This is a genomic window from Methylorubrum sp. B1-46 (assembly GCF_021117295.1).
Lineage (GTDB): Bacteria > Pseudomonadota > Alphaproteobacteria > Rhizobiales > Beijerinckiaceae > Methylobacterium.
This window is the reverse complement of sequence record NZ_CP088247.1, coordinates 2792022-2810747: the sequence shown is the minus strand read 5'-3', so window position 1 is coordinate 2810747 and position 18726 is coordinate 2792022. Positions and strand designations below refer to the sequence as shown.

Sequence of the window (18726 nt, the reverse complement as noted above, 5' to 3'; positions counted from 1 at the left end):
CAGGCAGGAGACAGCCGAACAAAATCAGCATCGATCACGGAACGGTGAGTGAATTCGCGGCTTGGTTGGCCGCGAACCCCCGCCGCCTCCGAGCCTTGTGCCCGGCGCATTCCGTTCCCGGATCCTGTCTGCGCTGGATCGGGAGCGGAGCGTCAACGTTCCCGTGAGCCGATGAAACTCTTTCGCTGCCAGTCCTGCGACAACGTCCTGTATTTCGAGAACCGCTCCTGCGAGCGCTGCGGCCACCGGTTGGCCTACCTGCCCCAGCTCGGCCGCATCTCCGCCCTGGAGCCTGCGGGCGACAACAACGCCTGGACCCCTCTCGCGGCGCCCGAGCACCCAAGCTTCCTCTGCACCAACGCGTCGCACGACACCTGCAACTGGATGGTGCCGCCGGGCACGACCGACGCCTTCTGCCTCGCCTGCCGCCACAACGGCATCGTGCCGGACGTGAGCGACCCGGTGAACCTGAAACGCTGGCGCGAGATGGAGCACGCCAAGCACCGGCTGTTCTACACCCTGCTGCGCTGGAACCTGCCGCTGAAGACGCGCGTCGAAGACCCAGAGCACGGCCTGATCTTCAACTTCCTGGCTGATCCGCCGGATGCGAGCGGTCCGAAGGTGATGACCGGCCACGAGAACGGCATCATCACCATCGCCCTCGTGGAGGCCGACCCGGCCGAGCGCGAGAAGCGCCGGACCGCCATGGGTGAGCCCTACCGGACGCTGCTCGGCCATTTCCGCCACGAGGTCGGCCACCATTACTGGGACATCCTCGTGCGCGACGCCGGCAAGCTGGAGCCGTGCCGGGCGGTGTTCGGCGATGACTCGCAGGATTACGGCGCCGCGCTCCAGCGCCACTACGATCAGGGTCCGCTCCCGAACTGGCAGGAGAGCTTCGTCTCGGCCTACGCCACGACGCACCCCTGGGAGGACTTCGCGGAAACCTGGGCGCATTACCTGCACATCGTCGACACCCTGGAGATGGCGGGCGCCTTCGGCATGCAGGTGAAGCCGAAGGCCGACGTCGAGGGCGAACTCGCCGCGCGGGTCGATTTCGATCCCTATTGCACCGATACGATCGAGCAGATCATCGATGCATGGCTGCCCTTCGTCTTCGCCATGAACAGCGTCAGCCGCGCCATGGGCGAGGGCGACCTCTACCCCTTCGTGCTCGGTCCGGCCGTGGTGACGAAGCTCGGCTTCATCCACGACCTCGTGCACGGGCGGGTCTGAGATCGATTCCGGTTGACCGGTTCGATCCTGCCTCCCCGTCATCGCGAGCGTCAGCGAAGTGATCCAGGGCGCCATCTCCGGCAAGGTCGTGCCCTAGGTTGCCACGCTTCGCCTCGCGATGACGGCGAATCCGTGCGTCAGGCCCGACCGGCCTCGGCCGAGAGCATGGCGGGGTCGATGCCGATCGCCTTGAGAACCTGATCGTACTTGGTGCCGAGCCCCGGATCGAAGATCAGCTCGGGATCGGCCGGGCAGTTCAGCCAACCGTTCGCGAGAATCTCGTTCTCGAGCTGGCCTGCCTGCCAGCCGGCATAGCCCAGCGCCAGCACCGCGTTCGAGGGTCCGCGCCCGTCGGCGATGGCGCGCAGGATCTCCACCGTCGCCGTGAGGCAGACACCTTCGTCGATCTGCAGCGTCGATTGATCGATGTGGAAGTCGGCGGTGTGCAGAACGAAGCCGCGCTTGGCATCGACCGGACCGCCCATCAGCACCGGCATATGGCCGACCCGCTCGCGCAGGCGGATCGCGTCCGCCTCGCTGGCGATGTCGAGCTGGATCAGCAGATCCGGCATGTTCAGATCTGCAACCGGCTTGTTGACGATGATGCCCATCGCCCCGTCCGCCGAGTGGGCGCAGAGATAGATCACAGAGCGCGCGAATCGCTCGTCGCCGATCCCCGGCATGGCCACGAGGAACTGGCCGTCGAGATAGGCCGGGTCTTTGAGCGCGGGGTCGGGTCTCTGCATCGGACTATGCTAATGCGGCAGCCGCCATTGATCCATAAGCCAAACGCGTGGGCGGGATGTCGGTGCCTCGACAGGTGCCTGCTGCGCGTCTAACGGTTCGTGACTTTTGCCGAGGAGTGTTCGGATGACGATTCAGGTTGGCGATCACCTGCCCCAGGTCACCTTTCGGGTGAGCGGGCCGGAGGGTCCGCAGGCCAAGACGACCGACGACGTGTTCAAGGGACGCCGCGTCGTGCTGGTCGGCGTGCCGGGTGCTTTCACACCGGCCTGCCACCGCAACCATCTGCCGGGCTTCGTCGCCAAGCGCGAAGAGATCCTGGCCCGCGGCGTCGATGTGATTGCCGTGACGTCGGTCAACGACATCTTCGTGCTCAATGCGTGGCAGCAGCAGAGCGGCGCCGAGGGCATCGAGTTCCTGGCCGACGGCAACGCCGAGTTCGCCAAGGCGATCGGCCTGGAGATGGACGGTTCGGGCTTCGGCCTCGGCCCGCGCTCCCAGCGCTACGCGATGCTGGTCGATGACGGCGTGGTGCGGATCCTCAATGTCGAGGACACGCCGTCCAAGGCCGAGGTGTCGGGCGCCGAAGCGCTGCTGAAGGTGCTCTGAGCGAAAGACGTGAGCCATCCTCGCTCGGCGAGAGAGGGCTCTGCGTCGCCTACCCTTCCCAGCCGTAATCCCGCGCATCGGTCGCGGTGCGGTGGAAGGTCAGCCGCCGGTCGTATTCCAGCGGGTCCTTGGGCTGCACCAGGGCGCCGGGCGGGACGTTGAGCCAGTCGACGAGGCGGGTCAGCATGAATCGCATGGCCGCACCGCGGGCCAGGATCGGTAGCGCCCCGATCTCCGCGGGCTCCAGCGCACGCACCGCGTCGTAGCCCGCGATCATCGCCCCGGCCTTCTCGCGATGGAAGGTGCCGTCGGCGTCGAAGCACCATGCGTTGAGACTGATCGCCAGATCGTAGGCGAACGCGTCGGTGCAGGCGAAGTAGAAATCGATCAGGCCCGACACCGCGTCGCCGATGAAGAAGACGTTGTCGGTGAAGAGGTCGGCGTGGATGACGCCGCCCGGCAGATTTTTCGGCCATGAGGCTTCCAGAACATCGAGGTCTGCGCGGGTGCGGGCGGCGAGCCCCGGCGCCACCGTATCCGCCTGCGCCTCGGCCTGCTTGAAGAGCGGCCGCCATGCTCCCACCGACAGGTTGTTCTCGCGCACCATCGGGAAATCGCGGCCCGCAGCGTGGAGCCCGGCCAAGGCGGCACCGAGCGCCCGGCAATGCTCCGCATTCGGGCGGCTCAAGGAGACGCCGTCGAGGAAGGTGACGATGGCCGCCGGCCGGCCGCAGAGGCGCCCGAGCGCGGTGCCGGCGCGGTTGCGCACCGGCTGCGGGCAGGCGAGGCCGGCGCGGGCCAGGTGGCCCATCAGATTGATGAAGAACGGCAGGTCTGCCTCGCTCACCCGCTTCTCGTAGAGGGTGAGGATGTAGTTGCCCGTGCTCGTATGCAGGAAGAAATTCGAGTTCTCGACGCCTTCGGCGATGCCCTTGCAGGAGAGCAACGCGCCGATATCGTACTCTGTGAGGAAGGCGCGCAGCGCCTCGTCGGATACGTCGGTGTAGACCGCCACGGGGAGTGCTGCCGGGTTCGCGCAAGAGAAAGGGGCGCCGTGGGCGCCCCTGGAGGTCGTTCGGCCGGCTCTTGAGGTGCCGGCGAAGGCGCCGCCCTACTCGGCGGCCTCGCTGCGCAGCTCACGCGGCAGCGGGAAGGACATGTCCTCGACGGTCACCGAGACTTGATCCACCGTCACATCGAAACGCGCGGCGAAGGCGTCGATGATCTCCTCCACCAGAACCTCCGGTGCCGAGGCGCCGGCGGTGAGACCGAGGCGGCGGATGTCCTTGAAGGCGTCCCAGTCGATCTCCTCGGCGCGCAGAACGAGCCGGGTGATCGGGCAGCCGGCCCGCTCGGCAACCTCGCGCAGACGCTGCGAATTCGAGGAGTTGGAGGAGCCGACCACGATCAGCGCATCAACCCGCGGCGCTACCTCCTTGACCGCCTCCTGGCGGTTGGTGGTGGCGTAGCAGATGTCGTCCTTGTGCGGACCGTGGATGCCTTCGAACTTGGCCTTGAGCGCCTCGACGATGTGCTTGGTGTCGTCGATCGACAGGGTCGTCTGCGTCACCCAGGCCAGAGCCTGATCCGGCGGAGGATTGAGGGCATCGATCTGGTCGATGTCCTCGACCAGGGTGATCGAGCCCTTGGGCAATTGGCCCATGGTGCCGACGACCTCCGGGTGGCCGGAATGGCCGACGAGCAGGACGTGGCGCCCGCGCTTGTGGTGAATCTCGGCCTCGCGGTGAACCTTGGTCACCAGCGGACAGGTGGCGTCGATGGTGGTGAGGCCGCGCGCATCGGCGTTCTGCGGCACGGTCTTGGCGACGCCGTGGGCGGAGAAGATGACGGGGGCGCCGCTATCGGGCACCTCGTCCAGCTCGCGCACGAAGACGGCGCCCTTCCGCTTCAGGGTCTCGACCACGTATTTGTTGTGGACGATCTCGTGGCGGACGTAGACCGGCGCTCCGTAGATCGCCAGCGCCCGCTCGACCACGTCGATGGCGCGCACCACGCCGGCACAGAAGCCGCGGGGGGCGCACAGCAGGATCTCGAGAGGCGGCTTGTCGCCTGTCACGGCCGGCTGCGGGACCCGGTTCGGGTCGGCGGTGAGGTTGATGGTGTCAGCGCTCATGATCCGGCGGATGTGGAGAGGGGTGGCCGGGTCTGTCAACAGCGGCCAGCCCGAAAGCCGCGACAGGTTGGTGCCTGTCCGTCGCCTTTACATAGCACAGGTGGCGCGATCCGTGACCCCCACCGGCCATTCAGGGGCCTGCATCCGCGCTCCTGTGGCAACCATGCCCGCGGACACCGCCGGCACGCGGATCGCTTTCGGCTCGTTCGCAGGCCGTTCGCGCGGGCAGGGCATGTGACGAACGACACGCAAATCACCCTCGCGATGGCGGGGCGAGCGGGCTAAGGGGAAGCCCTTCCCCTTCCGGATCGAGCGAGGCAACGGGCTTTCATGGCGAGCGCCACGGACCATGCCAGCTTCCTGCCGCCGGTGCTGACCTTCCTGTCGGCGGCGGTGATCGGCGTTCCGCTCGTGCGCCTGCTCGGCCAGAGCGCGGTGATCGGCTACCTCGTCGCGGGCGTGGTGATTGGACCGGCGGGCTTCTCGCTGATCGCCGAGCCCGAGACAGCGGCGAGCGTCGCCGAGATCGGCGTCGTGCTGCTGCTGTTCATCGTCGGGCTCGAACTCGAAATCTCGCGGCTCGTCTCGATGCGGCGCGACATCTTCGGGCTCGGGGCCGCCCAGTTGGCGCTGTGCTCACTGGTCATCGCGGGCGCGGCCCTCGCCTACGGCCTGACGCCGGCGGCGGCAGGCGTCGTCGGCATCGCCATCGCGCTCTCGGCGACGGCGGTGGCGCTCCAACTCCTCGAAGAGCGCGGCGATCTCGGCTCGCCCTATGGCGGGCGCTCCTTCGCGGTGCTCCTGTTCCAAGATATCTCGGTGGTGGCGATCCTGGCTCTGCTGCCGCTGCTCGCCTCGGCCGGCGCCACGCCGAAGGACGGCTGGGTCGACGAGGGCCTGCGCTCCACCGGCCGGGCGGCGGTCGCGGTCGCGGGCGTGGTGCTCGTCGGGCGCTACGGCCTCAATCCCTTCTTCCGTCTTCTCGCCGCCGCGGGCGGACGCGAGGTGATGACGGCGGCCGCCCTCCTCGTCGTGCTCGGCACGGCGTTGGTGATGGAGAAGGCCGGCCTCTCCATGGCGATGGGCGCCTTCCTCGCGGGCGTCATGCTCGCCGAATCGAACTTCCGCCATCAGCTGGAGGCCGACATCGAGCCGTTCCGCGGCATGCTGCTCGGCCTGTTCTTCATGAGCGTCGGCATGTCGATTGACGGCGGCCTGCTCACGAACCACTGGCTGGCGCTGCTCGCCGCGACCATGGCGGCGATTGCCGTGAAGATCGCCCTTGTCGCCGCGCTGTTCCGCCTGTTCGGTTCGCCTTGGCTCGACGCCCTGCGCGGCGCGGCGGTGCTGGCGCCGGCCGGCGAGTTCGCCTTCGTGATCCTGCCCGCGGCGGGCGACCTGCACATCCTCGCCTCGGACGTGACCCGCTTCTGCGTCGCGCTCGCCGCCCTCACCATGCTGGTCGGTCCCATCGCCGCCAAGGGGCTCGACGCGCTGATCGCCCGCCGCCCCAAGGAGGCCGAACCGCCCTCCGATGTCGGCGAGGCCCAGGAATCCGGCGATACCCGCGTGCTGGTGGTGGGCTTCGGCCGCTTCGGGCAGATCCTGGCTCAGGTGCTGCTGGCGGAGGGCATCAACATCACCGTCATCGACAAGGACGTCGAGCAGATCCGCAACGCGACGAGCTTCGGCTTCCGCATCTATTACGGCGACGGGACCCGGCTCGACGTGCTGCGCGCCTCCGGTCTCGCCAAGGCGGAGCTGATCTGCGTCTGCATCGACGACGCGCCGGCGGCGCTGAAGATCGTCGACATGGTCCACGAGGAATTTCCGAACGTGCGCACCTACGTGCGCGCCTACGACCGGACGCACGCCATCGAGCTGATGAACCGCGACGTCGATTTCCAGCTTCGTGAGACCGTCGAATCCGCCCTCGGCTTCGGCCGCGCCACCCTTGAGAGCCTGGGGCTGCCGGCCGACGCCGCCGCGCGCCGCGTCGAGGACGTGCGCAAGCGCGACGTCGCCCGTCTCGTGCTGCAACAGGCCGGCGCGATGCCGGACGGGTCGGGCTGGCTGCGCGGAACGCCGGAATTGCGGCCCGAGCCGCTCACCGCGCCGAAGAGCCCCTCGCGGGCGCTCAGCGCCGAGACCCGCGGCCTGATCGAGCCCCAGCCTCACGAATCCGCCGCCCGCGCGCTCGAACCCGAGGATGCCGAGCCGAATGCCTGACAGGGGCGAAGGGCCGGGACGGGACGAGGGCGGGGCGCGCTTCGTCTCGGGCTCGATCCTGCGCCATGTCGTGGTGATGAGCGCGACCGGCTCGGTCGGCCTGATGGCGATCTTCGCCGTCGACCTCCTGTCGCTTTTCTACGTCTCGAAGCTCGGCGATCCGGCGCTGACGGCCGCGGTCGGATTCGCCTCGATCGTCCAGTTCTTCGCCATCGCCATCAATATCGGCGTGATGATCGCTGCCGGCGCGCTGGTCTCGCGGGCGATCGGCGCGCATGACCCGGCCGGCGCGCGGCGCATCGCGACCTCGGTCACGGTCCACGGCGTGATCGCGTCGGGCGTGCTCGCCGCCTTCCTGCTCGCGGTGCTCGACCCGCTGCTCTCGGCCATCGGAGCGGAGGGCCACACCCACGACGTCGCCCGGCGCTATCTCTGGATCAGCCTGCCGTCGAACCTCTTGCTCGGGCCGGGCATGCTGTTCACCGGACTCCTGCGCGCGGTCGGCGCAGCGCGGGAGGCGATGTTCGTGACGCTGGGCGGGGCGATCGTCACTGTCTTCGTCGATCCACTCCTGATCTTCGGCTTCGGTCTCGGGGTGGACGGCGCCGCGCTCGCCGTCTGCGTAGCCCGTCTCGTCTTCATCGCCATCGGCTGGGCCGGTGTCCGGCGCTACCGACTGCTCGAAGCCCCACGTCCCGATGCGATCCTCGGGGATCTGCCGCTGGTGACCCGCATCGCCCTTCCGGCGGTGCTCACGAACCTTGCTCCCTCCGTCGCCAGCGCCTTCGTCACGCACGCTCTCTCCGGCTTCGGACCGCCGGCGATTGCCGGCAACGTGGTGATCGAGCGCCTCGCGCCCGTCGCCTTCTGCGGATTGTTCGCGATGTCGGGATCGATCGGTCCGATCCTGGGCCAGAACTGGGGCGCCGGCCGCTTCGACCGGATGCGGGGCGTCCTCCAGGTCGGTGCGGGTGTGACGGCGCTCTACGTCGTCCTCGTCTGGCTGCTTCTGGCGCTGGCGCGAGCCCCGCTGGCCGGCGCCTTCGAACTCACCGGCGTGGCGGCCGAGCTGTTCGGCTTCTTCTGCCTCGTGAGCGGACCGGTCTGGTTCTTCAACGGGCTGCTGTTCCTGGCCAACGCATCGTTCAACAATCTCGGCTTTCCCTTCCTCTCGACCCTATTGAACTGGGGTCGTGCGACCCTGGGCACGGTCCCACCCGCCCTCGTGGGAGCGGCGTGGTACGGACCGGAGGGCGTGATCGCCGGGACCGGCATCGGCTCGATCGCCTTCGGGGTGGCGGGTCTCGCCCTTGCCTTTCGCACCGTGGGCCGGCTCGAGCGCGGCGCGCGCATCGAGGCGGCCCCTGCCCTCGATGCGCCCACAGCGGACGAGGCGGTGCAGGCCGCCCCCTCCAGTGGGATGTCCCTGTGACGATGCCGGCGCCGGATTGCCGCTATCCCTAGGGAAATCGACGCGAAATCGGGCTTTGCGCTGGCCAGCCCCGCCCGGTTGCGACACACTCTCGGCCGAGGCCGTTCCGGCGTGCCTCCGGGCGTGAGTGTCGATGGCCATCGTCGGCGCGCGGCCGGAACGAAGATGGGCTTCGCGTCACGCGCTCGTTGTCACGGCGCGTTTCCGGCAGGACCCAAAGGCGTTCGGCATCCGGACCGTTGCTGCTCCCGCGAGGCGCCCGGCCATGTACACGATGTTCGACATCCTTCAGAGCCAGGGCGACGCGAGCGTGCAGGCCTTCGGGCAGCAATTCGGCCTCACGCCGGAGCAGACCCGCCGCGCCATGGAGGCTTTGCTGCCGGCCTTGACCATGGGAATCCAGCGCAACGCTGGAACCGATCCCATGGGGTTCGGGCGCCTGTTCGGGCTCGCCCAGCCGGGAATGGCGCAGCCGCAGGCCGGCGCCGACATGCTGGCGGGGCTGTTCGGCTCGCCCATGATCGCGCAGGCGGTGATCCAGCAGGCCTCGACGGCGAGCGGCGTCGGCGCCCAGGCCCTTCGGCAGATGCTGCCGATCATGGCCGGCATGATCGTGGCCGGCATCGTCCACCTGCTTCTCAACCCGCCTGCCCCGACTCGGGCCGCGGAGCCTCCGCCCTCCCCCTATCCGGTCGGCACGCTCTGGACGGATTGGCTCAACGGGCTCACCGCTGCCACCGCTCAGGTTGCCCCCTCGGCAAAGCCGTCGGCGCCGCGGCCCGAGATGCGTTCGTCCGGCCGGAAAGCGGAGGCCGCGCCCCTGCCGGACGCGACGAAGGCCTCGATGGACGTGATCCAGCAGATGCTCCAGACCGGCGCGGAGGTTCAGGAGCAGAACGTCAAGGCCATGAAGGAGGCGTTCGACGCCTTCTGGAGCCAGCCCAAGCCGGAGCCCGAACCGACCAGACCGGAAGCGGCCTCCTCGTCACCACCGGTACCTCCCTCTCGCGCCGGAGACGGAAGCCCGCCGAAGCGCAAGCCGGTCGCCAAGAGCTGAGCGCTTCGGATCGACCGATCAGGGGTCAAACCGAGTCCGGGCGATCGGTTTTAGTCATCGCGAGGCGAAACGCAGGCAATCCGGTGACGCGCGGCCTATCCGGAGACAGCAGCGCTCCGGATCGCGTCGGCTCCGCCTCGAAATGACGGTTCACGGTCGAAATCCAAGGGACACCGCCGGGAGCTGGAACCGTCCGTCTCAGTGCCGGAAGTGGCGAACGCCGGTGAACACCATGGCGAGGCCCGCCTCGTCGGCGGCGCGGATCACCTCATCGTCGCGCATCGAGCCACCGGGCTGGATCACGGCGGTGGCGCCGGCCTCGGCCGCGGCGAGCAGTCCGTCGGCGAAGGGGAAGAAGGCGTCGGAGGCCACCGCCGAGCCCTTGGCGAGGGTCTCCGGCAGCCCGAGCCGCGCGGCCGCTTCCGCGGCCTTGCGCGCGGCGGTGATCGATGAATCGACCCGCGACATCTGCCCGGCGCCGATGCCGACCGTGGCACCATCCTTGGCGTAGACGATGGCGTTCGACTTCACGTGCTTGGCAACGCGGTAGGCGAAGCGCATGTCGGCGAGTTCATGCTCGCTCGGCGCACGCTTGGTGACGACCTTCAGCTCCATGTCATCCACGCTGAGCGCATCCCGGCCCTGGACGAGGAAGCCGCCCGCCACGGTGCGGACGGTCTCGCCCTTCGCCCGCGGATCGGCGAGCCCACCGGCAAGCAGCAGCCGCAGGTTCTTCTTGGCGCCGACGACGGCGAGCGCCTCCTCGGAGGCGTCCGGCGCGATGATGACCTCGGTGAAGATCTCGACGATCTTCCGTGCGGCCTCGGCATCGAGAGAGCGGTTGAGGGCGACGATGCCGCCGAAGGCCGAGGTGGGATCGCAGGCGAGCGCTCGCTCGTAGGCCTCGAGCAAGCTCGCCCCTTCCGCGACGCCGCAAGGGTTGGCGTGCTTGATGATCGCCACCGCCGCCGTGCGGGCGGGATCGAATTCGGCGACGCATTCGTAGGCGGCGTCGGTGTCGTTGAGGTTGTTGTAGGATAGTTCCTTGCCCTGCACCTGCCGGGCGGTGGCGATGCCAGGGCGCAGCGTGCCGGGCAGGCGGTAGAAGGCGGCCGACTGGTGCGGGTTCTCGCCGTAGCGCAAGCTCTGCGCGAGCGTGCCGCCGAGCGCCTTGAAGGTCGGGGCCTCGTCGCTTCCCTCGACCTCGGCGAGCCAATTGGCGATGGCCGCGTCGTAGGAAGCGGTGCGCGAGAACGCTTTCTGCGCCAGCCGGCGGCGGGTGGCCGCGGTGAGCTGGTCGTCCTGCGCGGCGAGTTCGGCGAGGATGGCGTCGTAGTCCGTGACATCGACCACCACGGCGACGTCGGCATGGTTCTTGGCCGCAGCGCGGATCATGGCCGGGCCGCCGACATCGATGTTCTCGACGCAGTCGTCATAGGCTTTGCCGGCCTTCAGCGTCTCCTCGAACGGGTAGAGGTTGACCACGAGCAGGTCGATGGCGCCGATCCCGTGAGCGGCGAGCGCCGCCTGATGCTCGGGGTTGTCGCGCACCGCGAGCAGGCCGCCATGAACCGCCGGATGCAGCGTCTTCACCCGTCCGTCCATCATTTCGGGAAAGCGGGTCAGCTCGGACACCTCTTTCACGGCTAGTCCTGCCTCGGTCAGCGCACGGTGGGTGCCGCCGGTCGAAACCAACTCGACGCCCCGCCGGCTCAGCGCCGCGGCGAAGTCCGTGAGCCCGGTCTTGTCCGAGACGGAGAGGAGGGCGCGGGAGACCCGGATTTGGTCGCGCGGCATGAGAACGGCCTATGTCGTCAAACGAGGAATTTGCCCGCGCGGTAGCACGGAACCGTTGGGGGCGGCCAGTTGAAGACGCCGCCGTCGGATGACGGAACCGGCTGTTTCAACGGCCTCTCACACGGTCTTCAGACTTGCTCGATCCGCCAGCGCACCAGGGCGTCCTCGTCCACCGACAGGTGCAGGACGATCTGCGCGGTCCGCCGTGCCCCGACCACGCCGGCGAAGTAGATGCTTTCCTCGATCGTCGGCGTCGCGCCCTCCGCGGAGAAGCGCCACCGCTCGCCGGTCGACAGACCCAAGGTGACGCTGCCGTCCTCCTGGGGCTGGGCGGCGACGGCGGTGTGGAGATGGAAGCGCACCGCGACCGGCTGGGGCCGCGCGCGCTTGCCCTCGCGCCGGAAGGCATCCTCGCCTTCCAGTCGCACCGGGCCGCTCGAGAGGCGCCAGCGGCGCTCGTGCAGGATGCCGAACTCGGCGACGTAGCCGTCATGGCGGGCGGCGAGGACGGACGCGCCGTTCTCGGTGCGGCGCTCGACCGCGACGGGGCCGGGGCCGCGCATCACCACAGGCCCCCGGCGCGCCAGCAGCCAGCGGGCGGCGAGCCGGCCGATCCACCAATCCTCCGGCTCGTCGAGGAAGCGGCAGGAGGAGGTGTCGGCGACCGTCGCGGTCGAGTGCGCGGCGGTGCTGCGCGCCGCCCGGCGCAGCTCGCCGCCGCTGGCGGGCGCACCGCAATTGACGACGATGCGCTGCGCCCCGCTCGTCAGCTCGAAGGAGAGGCACCCGGCGGCGGCCTCGCGCGACTGGTCCATCGGCGGCGGCGCGCCGACGTCGCAGACCATGACGACGCGCCCCGTTTCCATCCGGGCATAGCCGGAATGGGAGGCGTACATCAGCGGCTCGGTGCCGGACCCGTCATAGACCAGCAGCGTGGCGAGATGGTCGGCCGCCGTCACACCCATGCCGTTGAAGTGGCTGAGCGAGGCGTCGCCGTGGCGCAGAAGGCGCAGGGCCGGCAGCATCCGGTCGACGGCGCGCAGCAGCGCCTCCGGGGGATCGACACTCCGGCTCAGAAAGCTCTGGCGCAGCGGCAGCAGATCGAGCAGCAGCTCCATGGCGAAGCGCGGATCGCGGGAGCGGTGGCCGCCATCGGGCAGGATCTGCGTGTCGAGTTCGCGCACGAGGGTGCGGGTTGCGCGCCGCAGGATCGGCTCGATGCCCTCGCAGCAGAGCCCGGCATAGGTCAGCGCCACGGCGGCGAGCAGGCGCGATTGCGGCGGCGCCGAGCGGCGCAGCGCGCGTTCCAGCTCCCGCGCACCCTTACCCACCGCCTTGAGGAAGGCTTGGTAGAAGGCGTGGTCGGCGCCCTCCAGCACCAGCGGCGACTGGCACAGGAACGAGATCAGCCGCCGGGACGCCACCGGCACCGGGCTGGCGCGAGCGGCCTCGCCCCGGCCGTTCATGAAATCCGAGACGAAGGCGCGGGCATTGGCGCGCGCCAGCGCCGTATCGGCGGCGCGCAGGTGACGCAGCCAGCCGAAGCCGTAGAGCGCGTCCGCCCATTCCGGAGAGGGCGGATCGTAGTCGAAGGGGGAGCGCCCGCTCACGATCAGCGAGCGGCCGGCGAAGACGAACAGGCCGGAATAAATATCGTCCGCGAGCGAGGCGTCGCTCGTGCGCAGATCGTGCGGGGCGATCACGAGAGCGGTCACCCGCGCGCGGGTGAGGATCTCGGGCCGCGCCGTGAACCGGGCCGTCCGCTCGCGAACCGCACGGACGATCTCGTGACCGAGCAGGCGGGTGAGCTGCCAGCGTTCGGGGCCCCTGCCCAAGCCGTATCCTCCGAGCCTTCGAGACGGGCCGCACGGTTTGCCGCCCGGACCCCTGTTCGGGTCTCCGGCAACAGGCTTGGGCCACGCTTATGCCCGTCCTCTTAACCGCCCTTTAACGCTGTGTCGTCCTCTCGCCGGCCGGCATCCCCGCAATGCACGGCGCGAAAGAGGGAGCGGTCCGATCCCTCAGGCGGGACCGGTCGCGACGGGCCGCGCGGGGTCGGCACCCCATTCCGACCACGAGCCGTCGTAGAGCGCCCGCGGCTCCTTGCCCAAGGTCTCCAGGGCCAGGGCGACGATCGCCGCGGTAACGCCCGAGCCGCAGGTGGTGATGACGGGGCGGTCGAGATCGACTCCGGCCTCGGCGATCGCCGCGCGCAGCGAGGCCTCGTCCCGCAGGCGACCATTTGCCTGGAGCGCAGCGTAGTGCAGGTTCCGGGCACCGGGCATATGGCCGGGGCGCACGCCGGAGCGCGGCTCCGCTTCCTCACCGCGGAAGCGCGGGCCGGAGCGGGCATCGACCACCTGGGCCGAGCCATTGCTGAGCGCGCGGGCGATGTCGCCCGCATCCGCCACGGCGCCGTTGTCGAGCCGCGCGGTGAAGTGGCGCCGGTCGCGGGGGCGGCCCTCGCCGTCCTCGGTCGGATAGCCCGCCGCGACCCAGGCCGGCATCCCGCCTTCCAGGATCTTGACGTCACGCATGCCGAAGGTCTGAAGCATCCAGCGCACCCGCGGCGCCGAGAACAGGCCCATCCCGTCGTAGACGACGACCTGCGCCCCGTCGCCGACGCCGAGCGCGCGCATCTTCGAGGAGAACACCTCGGGCCGCGGCAGCATGTGGGGAAGGGAAGAATCGGTATCGCTCATCGCGTCGAGATCGAAGCGGATCGCACCGGGGATATGGGCCGCCTGATACTCGGCTTCGGCATCGCGCCCCTGCGCCGGCAGGTACCAAGACGCGTCGAGGACGACGACATCCGGCGCGCTGAGGCGCTGGTGCAGCCACTCCACCGTGACGAAGGGCGATGCGGTCATGAATGTCCTCGCCTATGCGCGTACCCGCAAATGAAGACACCACATCCGGCATTGAGGGGAATTCGGCAAGGCCGGGACGCGGAAACCCCCATGTCACCGGGTCGCGCTTGTTCGAGGCCTTTCGCCGGCCTGCGGGCGGCCCGATCTTCAGGTAAGCCCTGTCCCGAGAGCCGAGGATACGACACGACGTGCGAGAGACCTATCACATCGAGGTGCTCGGCCCCGAGGAGGCCGACGCGCCCGGCGGCGTTCAGCAACGTATCTCCGTGCGGACGTCGAGCCAGGAGGGGGCGGAGGAGCGAGCGCGGCGCCTGTTCGCACGCGCCCGGGTTCCGCAGCGCTCCGGCGCTTCCGCGGAAGCGGTGCGGGTGATCGACGGAGCGGGGATTGAGGTGTTCCGCATGAGTCGTTTCGACGAGGGATGAAGACCGCGCGCGAAAACCCCGGCGCGGTGCGTGCCGGGGTTTCGCTGTCGGTCACGATCCGGCGGAGCTATGCCGGATCGCTCGGCTTCCGCCGTGACAGTATCGTTAGGCGAAGGTGCCGTCACCGAAGGTTGAACGCCCTTCGACCGCGCCGTATTCGAGGTAGTGCTGCAACGGATTGATGCCGGCCGCCGCCACGTCTCCGTAGGCCGCGAGATACTGATTGGTGCTGAACTGAGCGGAAGGATCGCGGCCCTCCTTCCAGCCGTAGACCAGGTAGTGCTCGAGCGGATCGATGCCGGCCGCCGCCACGTCGGTATAGGCGGCGAGGTAACCCTTCGTGTCGAAGAAGGCATTCGGGTCGCGGCCCTCCCGCCAGCCGTAATTGCGAAAATGCTGCTCGGCGTCGTTGCCGTTGTTGAAGACGTCCTTGTACTGGCTCAGGTAGAACAGGTCGTCGACGAGGGCAAAGCCGTCGGCCTGCAGGATGGAGCGGTCGGCGAACTCGAACACTTCGGTGTTCTTGACCGTGTCCGTGGAGTACTGGGCGCCGATCACGGACAGGGTGCCGGCCGACGTGACATTGGCGGCGGCGAAGCTGAAGGCGAAGACGGCCGTGTCGGTGCCGAGCGCGCCGTCGAGGGTGTTGGTGCCCGAACCGCCCGACATCCGGTCGTCGCCGTAATCGCCGAAGACAACGTCGTTGCCTGCGTCGCCGAACAGGGCATCGTTGCCGAGGTCGCCGTCCACGAGGTCGTCGCCGTCGCCGCCCCTGACGGTATCGTTGTCGTCGCCGCCGGCGACGAAGTCGTTGCCCTCGTCGCCGAAGACGAGATCGACGCCCGCCTCGCCGACCAGGAAGTCGTTTCCGAGGCCGCCGTAGAGAGCGTCGTCACCAGGATTGCCGGCCGCGTAGTCGTCGCCATCCTGGCCGTAGATCGTGTCGTTGCCGGCCTCGCCGATGATCTGATCGAAGCCGGCCCCGCCGAAGATCGTGTCGATGCCGGGCCCGCCGGCGATGTAATCGAGGTCGCTGCCACCGGTAATGGTGTCGTTTCCGTCCTGGCCATCGATCCGGTTGAAGCCGCCCGGATCGGTGATGACGTCGTTCCCGAGAAGACCGAGAATGATGTCGTCATCCGGCGTGCCGGTCAGAACATTGTCTACGTTCGTTCCCGTAATCGTCGCCATTGCCCGTCTCCTGCTCAAGCGGTTTCAAGCCACCGATCGAACATCTGACGCAGGATTGATGATGTTCCCTGGCGTGACAGCCTTTTCTCCATCACAAGAGCGTTATTGCTCTTTGATATATACTAGCGATTACGGCCAAGGTTGTATTCTTAATCTTTGTTGAATATTGGCTACTTGTGAATCGGAGGACGGCATCGGGGACGACATCCGGATCGACGCTCGCATCATGCGCTGCTAGGGTCTGTCGTCGCCTGAACGTCTTGGGGGTGTGAGCGTTTTCCGTCCTCTGGATGGAGCGGGCTGATGCTGAACGACGCGCAGTGGGCGGCTCTAGAGCCGCTGGTGCATGCTTGCCGGCCGAAGGCGAAGACCCCGCCGCAGGACCTGCAACGCACGCTCTCGGCCATCCTGTGGCGGCACCAGAACGGGGCCAAGTGGCGGGCCATTCCAGACGAGTTCGGGCCGTGGTGGCGGGCGGCGCAGATCTTCATCCGCTGGGCACGCGCCGGGGTGTGGGAGCGCCTGCTCGCCCTGGTGCAGGAGCGCGGCGTGCAGCTCGGCATGGTGTTCCTCGACGGCACCAACATGCGGGCGCACCAGAAGGCGGCAGGTGCGGCCAAAAGGGGGGATCTGCGACCGAGCGAGACGGTCGTGAAGCGCTTGGCCGGTCTCGTGGCGGGTATGGCACCAAGGCCTGCGTGATCGCCGACGGCGCAGGCCGCGCCGTCGCCTTCCGCCTCGCGCCGGGACAGGCGCACGAACTGCCCCACGCCGTGCCGTTGCTCGACCAGTTGCCCGGCGTGCCGCTGTGGGTCGTGGCCGACCGCGGCTACTCCAGTCACGGCTTCCGTCAGCACATCCGCGACGGGGGCGCCAAGCCGGCTGTCCCCACCAAGCGCAACGAAGCACCCACCCACTGCCCAGACTGGATCTACACCAACCGCAACCGCGTCGAGCGCCTCTGGGCGCGGCTGAAGGAATGGCGAGCGGTGGCCACCCGCTACGAGAAGACCGCCGCCAGCTTCACAGGCGTCCTCTGCCTCGCCGCAGCCTGCGATTGGATCAAGTGACAACAGGCCCTAGTGCCATCTGCGACGGCATGCGCGTCGAACCTCGATCGTCTTGCGTCGGCCCGACCTTCGCTGCGTCCTTCGCATTGACTTCGCAGGTGCAACGTCGCATATCGCACCTGCAGCGTCAGCGGCCACACGGGGTCGCTTGAGGGGGCTGCGTGACGGTTCGCGCCTCCCGAGGTCGCGCCCCGGCCCCTCTCTTCAACGTGCATGCACCCCAGGCCGCCCCATCACGCGGGCAGCCTTCCGCACCGACGGACCTCCTCGTTTCTCCGAGCGCGCTGCGCCGGATCGCAGGTTCCGCTGCCTGAAAGTACCGACTTGACCCAATTCACTGATTTCGGCCTCGCTCAGCCCGTGCTCCGCGCGCTGGAAGAGGCCGGCTACGTCACGCCGACCCCGATCCAGTCGCAGGCGGTTCCGCCGGCGATGGAGGGCCGCGACCTCTGCGGCATCGCCCAGACCGGCACCGGCAAGACCGCCGCCTTCGCCCTTCCGATCCTGCACCGCCTCTCCCTTGAGAACCGCCGCGCGCCGCGCCGCGGCTGCCGCGTGCTCGTGCTCTCGCCGACCCGCGAGCTGGCGAGCCAGATCGCCGAGAGCTTCTCCGATTACGGCCGGCACCTGCCCTACACCAACACCGTCGTGTTCGGCGGCGTGAACATCAGCCGCCAGGAGCGGGCGATCGCGCCGGGCGTCGATATCCTCGTCGCCACGCCGGGCCGGCTCATCGACCTCGTCGATCGCCGGGCGCTGACGCTGGAGGGCGTCGAGATCCTCGTCCTCGACGAGGCTGACCAGATGCTCGACCTCGGCTTCATCCATGCACTCAAGCGGATCGTGAAGATGCTGCCGGCGCGCCGCCAGAGCCTGTTCTTCTCGGCCACCATGCCGAAGAACATCGCCGGTCTCGCCGACCAGTATCTCAGCAACCCGGTGCAGGTGGCGGTCACGCCCGTGGCGACCACCGCCGAGCGAGTCGATCAGCAGGTCATCTTCTGCCACACCGGCGCCAAGCAGGCCCTGCTCAACCATGTCCTGCGCGACCCGAAGATCGAGCGCGTGCTCGTCTTCACCCGCACGAAGCATGGCGCGGACCGGGTCGTGCGCGGCCTCGACAAGGCTGGCATCGTCGGCGCGGCGATCCACGGCAACAAGAGCCAGCCGCAGCGCGAGCGGGCGCTGGCGGCCTTCCGCGATGGCTCCTGCCGCGTGCTGGTGGCCACCGATATCGCCGCCCGCGGCATCGACGTCGAGGGTGTCACCCACGTCGTGAACTACGACCTGCCGAACGTCCCGGAATCCTACGTTCACCGCATCGGCCGCACGGCCCGCGCCGGGGCGGAAGGTCAGGCGATCTCGTTCTGCAACGACGAGGAGCGCGCGTATCTCCGCGACATCGAGCGGACCACGCGGCAGAAGGTGCCGGTCGCCGGCTTCCCCGAGGGCTTCGTGCCGCCGAGCCGCCAGGAGGCACAGGACACTGCCGCCGAGGAGGCGCGCCGTCCGCCGCGCCAGCCGCAGGGTCGCCCCGGCCATCGCCAGGGTCGTCCGGGCGGCGGTCGCGGCCAGGGCGGCGAGGGCCGCGGTGAACCGCGCGCCCACGAAGCGCGCGGCGGTCGTCCCGGCGGTCAGCCGGGCCACCGTCAGGACCAGCGCTCCGGTGCTCCGCGTCCCGACGGCCAGCGGCAGGATCAGCGCCGCCCCGAGCGGGCCGGCGAGGGTCGTCCGCAGGGCGCTCGCCCGCAAGGCGCACGTCCCCAGGGCGGCCGTCCGAACGATGGTCGCCCCGCGCGCTCCGGCAGCGAGGGCGGTCGCGCCATCGGCTGGCTCGACCGTGCGCCGCGTTCCTGATCACTCGGTGATCTGAAGCGATCCTTTCGGCGCGGGATGCGTTCTATCCCGCGCCGTGCTCGTTCGAAGCGCGGC

The 18726-nt window shown here is 69.0% G+C and carries 15 protein-coding genes; 8 read left to right on the top strand and 7 right to left on the bottom strand.

The window, feature by feature from the left end; all coding sequences use genetic code 11:
- Positions 1 to 171: 171 nt before the first annotated feature.
- A complete protein-coding gene (locus LPC10_RS12950; protein WP_231342097.1) occupies positions 172 to 1236 on the top strand; it encodes a putative zinc-binding metallopeptidase in 1065 nt (354 codons plus the stop codon).
- A 137-nt stretch (positions 1237 to 1373) separates the two neighbouring features.
- Here LPC10_RS12950 and LPC10_RS12945 read toward each other — a convergent pair whose 3' ends face one another.
- Positions 1374 to 1982, bottom strand: a complete 609-nt coding sequence (locus LPC10_RS12945) for a YqgE/AlgH family protein (protein ID WP_108940500.1) — start codon at positions 1980 to 1982, stop codon at positions 1374 to 1376.
- A gap of 124 nt (positions 1983 to 2106) precedes the next feature.
- Here LPC10_RS12945 and LPC10_RS12940 point away from each other — a divergent pair, with 124 nt between their 5' ends.
- The gene (locus tag LPC10_RS12940; protein ID WP_231342095.1) at positions 2107 to 2589 is read left to right on the top strand and encodes a peroxiredoxin; all 483 of its coding nucleotides are present in this window, start codon (positions 2107 to 2109) and stop codon (positions 2587 to 2589) included.
- Positions 2590 to 2638: 49 nt separating this feature from the next.
- On the opposite strand, the gene thrB is transcribed toward LPC10_RS12940, so the two are convergent.
- Both thrB and ispH read right to left on the bottom strand, forming a co-directional pair.
- On the bottom strand, positions 2639 to 3604 hold the full coding sequence (gene thrB, locus LPC10_RS12935; RefSeq protein ID WP_231342093.1) for a homoserine kinase: 966 nt from the start codon (positions 3602 to 3604) through the stop codon (positions 2639 to 2641).
- A 96-nt stretch (positions 3605 to 3700) separates the two neighbouring features.
- Positions 3701 to 4723 carry a 4-hydroxy-3-methylbut-2-enyl diphosphate reductase gene (ispH, locus tag LPC10_RS12930; RefSeq protein WP_231342092.1) on the bottom strand — a complete coding sequence of 341 codons (1023 nt, stop codon included), beginning with the start codon at positions 4721 to 4723 and terminating at the stop codon, positions 3701 to 3703.
- Between the two features lie 330 nt (positions 4724 to 5053).
- On the opposite strand from ispH, the gene LPC10_RS12925 reads away from it, so the two are divergent.
- The 3 genes from LPC10_RS12925 to LPC10_RS12915 all read left to right on the top strand — a co-directional run bounded on the left by LPC10_RS12925 (position 5054) and on the right by LPC10_RS12915 (position 9441).
- Positions 5054 to 6952, top strand: a complete 1899-nt coding sequence (locus LPC10_RS12925; RefSeq protein WP_231342088.1) for a monovalent cation:proton antiporter-2 (CPA2) family protein — start codon at positions 5054 to 5056, stop codon at positions 6950 to 6952.
- Positions 6945 to 8384: an MATE family efflux transporter gene (locus LPC10_RS12920; protein WP_166059525.1), complete on the top strand. Its 1440-nt coding sequence runs from the start codon at positions 6945 to 6947 to the stop codon at positions 8382 to 8384. The genes LPC10_RS12925 and LPC10_RS12920 overlap by 8 nt, the downstream gene beginning before the upstream one ends.
- A gap of 265 nt (positions 8385 to 8649) precedes the next feature.
- The gene (locus LPC10_RS12915; protein WP_231342086.1) at positions 8650 to 9441 is read left to right on the top strand and encodes a DUF937 domain-containing protein; all 792 of its coding nucleotides are present in this window, start codon (positions 8650 to 8652) and stop codon (positions 9439 to 9441) included.
- 198 nt (positions 9442 to 9639) lie between these two features.
- Here the strand turns inward: LPC10_RS12915 and purH are convergent, their stop codons facing one another.
- The 3 genes from purH to sseA all read right to left on the bottom strand — a co-directional run bounded on the left by purH (position 9640) and on the right by sseA (position 14108).
- Positions 9640 to 11238: a bifunctional phosphoribosylaminoimidazolecarboxamide formyltransferase/IMP cyclohydrolase gene (purH, locus tag LPC10_RS12910; protein WP_231342085.1), complete on the bottom strand. Its 1599-nt coding sequence runs from the start codon at positions 11236 to 11238 to the stop codon at positions 9640 to 9642.
- 128 nt (positions 11239 to 11366) lie between these two features.
- The gene (locus LPC10_RS12905; RefSeq protein ID WP_231342083.1) at positions 11367 to 13073 is read right to left on the bottom strand and encodes a heparinase II/III family protein; all 1707 of its coding nucleotides are present in this window, start codon (positions 13071 to 13073) and stop codon (positions 11367 to 11369) included.
- Positions 13074 to 13259: 186 nt separating this feature from the next.
- Entirely contained in the window at positions 13260 to 14108 is an 849-nt protein-coding gene (gene sseA / locus LPC10_RS12900; RefSeq protein ID WP_231342080.1) for a 3-mercaptopyruvate sulfurtransferase, read from the bottom strand.
- Positions 14109 to 14296: 188 nt separating this feature from the next.
- Here sseA and LPC10_RS12895 point away from each other — a divergent pair, with 188 nt between their 5' ends.
- Positions 14297 to 14533, top strand: coding sequence for a hypothetical protein (locus tag LPC10_RS12895; RefSeq protein ID WP_108940490.1), 237 nt, complete (start codon positions 14297 to 14299; stop codon positions 14531 to 14533).
- Between the two features lie 105 nt (positions 14534 to 14638).
- Here the strand turns inward: LPC10_RS12895 and LPC10_RS12890 are convergent, their stop codons facing one another.
- Positions 14639 to 15724, bottom strand: a complete 1086-nt coding sequence (locus tag LPC10_RS12890) for a calcium-binding protein (RefSeq protein ID WP_231342079.1) — start codon at positions 15722 to 15724, stop codon at positions 14639 to 14641.
- 303 nt (positions 15725 to 16027) lie between these two features.
- On the opposite strand from LPC10_RS12890, the gene LPC10_RS12885 reads away from it, so the two are divergent.
- Both LPC10_RS12885 and LPC10_RS12880 read left to right on the top strand, forming a co-directional pair.
- A protein-coding gene (locus tag LPC10_RS12885) for an IS5 family transposase (RefSeq protein WP_231342078.1) occupies positions 16028 to 16794 on the top strand; the annotation gives its coding sequence in 2 pieces (ribosomal slippage) (positions 16028 to 16343 and positions 16343 to 16794; 768 coding nt in all).
- 324 nt (positions 16795 to 17118) lie between these two features.
- Entirely contained in the window at positions 17119 to 18651 is a 1533-nt protein-coding gene (locus tag LPC10_RS12880; protein WP_133088637.1) for a DEAD/DEAH box helicase, read from the top strand.
- Positions 18652 to 18726 lie beyond the last annotated feature (75 nt).